The organism is Tepidimonas sp. (assembly GCF_036824975.1).
In the GTDB taxonomy this organism is placed as follows: domain Bacteria; phylum Pseudomonadota; class Gammaproteobacteria; order Burkholderiales; family Burkholderiaceae_C; genus Tepidimonas.
The window spans coordinates 1-2,479 of sequence record NZ_DAISZC010000122.1 but is presented as its reverse complement, the minus strand read 5'-3'; the positions used below and the strand labels follow the sequence as shown (position 1 = coordinate 2,479).

At 66.8% G+C, this 2,479-nt stretch carries 3 protein-coding genes; 1 reads left to right on the top strand and 2 read right to left on the bottom strand.

Going from position 1 to position 2,479, the window contains the following annotated elements:
- Positions 1–38: 38 nt before the first annotated feature.
- Positions 39–1,427 (bottom strand): transaminase, encoded by a 1,389-nt coding sequence (locus V7Z54_RS09805; protein WP_334136222.1) that lies wholly within the window; start codon positions 1,425–1,427, stop codon positions 39–41.
- Between the two features lie 186 nt (positions 1,428–1,613).
- Here V7Z54_RS09805 and V7Z54_RS09985 point away from each other — a divergent pair, with 186 nt between their 5' ends.
- Positions 1,614–2,048 carry a YbfB/YjiJ family MFS transporter gene (locus tag V7Z54_RS09985; protein WP_443082472.1) on the top strand — a complete coding sequence of 145 codons (435 nt, stop codon included), beginning with the start codon at positions 1,614–1,616 and terminating at the stop codon, positions 2,046–2,048.
- Here V7Z54_RS09985 and V7Z54_RS09795 read toward each other — a convergent pair.
- Positions 1,952–2,479: porin (locus V7Z54_RS09795; protein WP_334136221.1), on the bottom strand; the 528-nt coding region annotated here is incomplete at its 5' end. The two genes, V7Z54_RS09985 and V7Z54_RS09795, sit on opposite strands and share 97 nt — an antisense overlap.

Sequence of the window (2,479 nt, the reverse complement as noted above, 5' to 3'; positions counted from 1 at the left end):
GCGTAGCACGGACTCGGTGGGCCGCCGTGGTGCCGCCCTCAATCGAATAACGCTGCCAGCCAGGCATCGAAGGCTTGCAGCAGGCGCGCGACGTCAGCGTCGGTGGTGGTCGGTGCGCACAGCATCATGCCGTGAAAAGGCGTCAGCAGCACCCCGCGGTTGAGCAGGAACAGGTGCAAGCAGGCTTGCAGCGCCGGTTGCGCGTGCGCGCGCACCTCATCGGCATTGCGGGGGGGATCAGGCAGAAACTGCAATTCCATGCGCGCGCCCAGGCGGGTCAGCGTCCACGGCAGCGCGTGCGTGTGCAGGCGCTCGTTCAGCCCGGCTTGCAGCATGTCCGCCGCGCGCTGCATGGCGGCATAGGTGTCGGGTGTGTGCAGATGCTGCAGCGCTGCCGCCAGTGCTGCCAGCGCCAGGGCGTTGGCGGTCAGCGTGGTGCCGATGCCGCTGTGGCCTTGCGGGGCCTGTCGTTTGGCCGCCTGCAGGCGCGCCGCGACGTCGGCGCTCATGCCGTACACCGCGCAGGGTACGCCCCCGGCCACGGCTTTGCCCGCTACCCAGATGTCGGGCTGCAGGCCGTGCGTGCGCGCCCAGCCGCCAACACCGGTGGACAGCGTGTGCGTCTCGTCCAGCACGAACAGTGTGCCGTGGCGTTGGCACAGCGCTTGGGCGGCTTCCCAGAAGCCCGGCTGCGGGGGTACCAAGCCGAAGTTGGTCAGCGCCGGCTCGGCCAGCAGTGCCGCCACCTGACCGTCGCGCAGCGCATCCTCCAGCGCCTGCAGGTCGTTGAACGGTACCACGCGTGTGAAGGCCGGGTGATTGTGCACCGCGCCCAGTAACGAGGGGCGGCGCACGCTGGCGCCGGTGATGGGGTCGCGATCGACCAGGGTGTCGTCCACCGCCCCGTGATAGCAGCCGTCGAATACCAGCACCTGCGGACGGCCGCTGAGCGCACGCACCCAGCGCAGCACGAAGCGGTTGGCGTCGCTGGCGGTCATGGCCAGTTGCCAGTACGGCAGGCCAAAGCGGTCGGCCAGCAGCTCGCCCACCCGGGCGCTGATCTCGTGGGGCAGCATGCCAGTAAAACCCTGTGCCGCCTGGGCCGCCACCGCGGCAGCCACCGGCGCTGGCGCATGGCCAAACATCGCGCCGGTGTCGCCCAAGCAAAAATCGGCATAGTCCACCCCATCGGCGCACTGCACATGTGCTCCCTGCGCGGTGCGCAGAAAGAGGCTTACCGGGGTTGGCCAGTCGCGCATCCAGTGCAGCGGCACGCCAAACGGAAAATGCGCCTGGCAGCGGGCGGCCAAGGCAGCGCACGCGGGGTGCGCGCTCAGGCAGTGCGTCCGCTCGCGTTCCAGCAGGGCGTGCAGCCGGGTAGGGTCCACGGCCAGCGGGGTGGAGATGCGGTCGACGGTGTCACGCATGGTGCACAGCATATGCACCACCGGCGCTACGATGCGGTGCCATGTCGCCTCCTTCGCACGGAACCGCTTCTCTCCCATTGTGGGGTGGGCTGACACGCAGGGCAGCGCGCCGGTCGGCGCCGATCTGATCCGCTTCACCCCCCATTGTGGGGTGGGTTGGCACTGGCGTGGGCGCTGTCGCTGGGCGTGGCGGTCTCGTTGGGCATCACGCGCTTTGCGTATGGGTTGCTGCTGCCGCCGATGCAAACCGATCTGGGTTGGAGCTACTTGCTGGCCGGGGCCACGAATACCGCCAACGCGATAGGCTACCTGGCCGGGGCGCTGAGCGTGCCGGCACTGATGCGCCGCTGGGGTGCGGCAACGGTGCTGCAAGCGGGTATGGCGTTGGCAGGGCTGTTAAAAAAACCGCGCCAACATACCCCGGCGCGGCCCGAATGCCATCGAGAGAGAATATCCCTGGACGGCCTTGGAGAACACGTAAAAAGCCCGTCTCGCAACCGCAAGGCGGGCTTGGGGGCGCATGTTCAGAAGTCGTGGCGCACGCCCACCGCGTACAGACGCTCGTCCTTGGTCCTGGTGCCCTTGTTGTCCTTCACCTCGACGTCGCGCCAGCCGGCGTAGAGGCGCGTGCGCTTGGACAGGCTGTAGGTGAGGCCCAGGCCAAAACCTTTGGCTTTTCCGTCCTTGGCGCCGCGAGTCGAACCCTTGGTCTTGCTGTGTGCGTAACCGCCCGAGAAGGCAAACGCACCCATCGGCACGGTCACGCCCAGGGCATACTCGTTGTCGTCGCCGTTGGCTGCGGTGCCGTCGCGCCGGTTGTACATGCCCGAAACCGAGAAGCTGCCGAAGTCGTACATCGCGGCCAGCACGGTGTACTTGTCCTTCTTGTCCTTTTCGTTCTGGTGGCCCAGCGCCACTTCGAACTCCTTTTGTTTATAGCCAATCTTGATGGCGTGGCGGTCTTCGCTAACCCCGGGCTTTTCATCGAAGACATAGTCGATGCCTGCATAAAAGCCACCCATGTTGGGGCTGTAGTAGCTGATCTTGTTGTT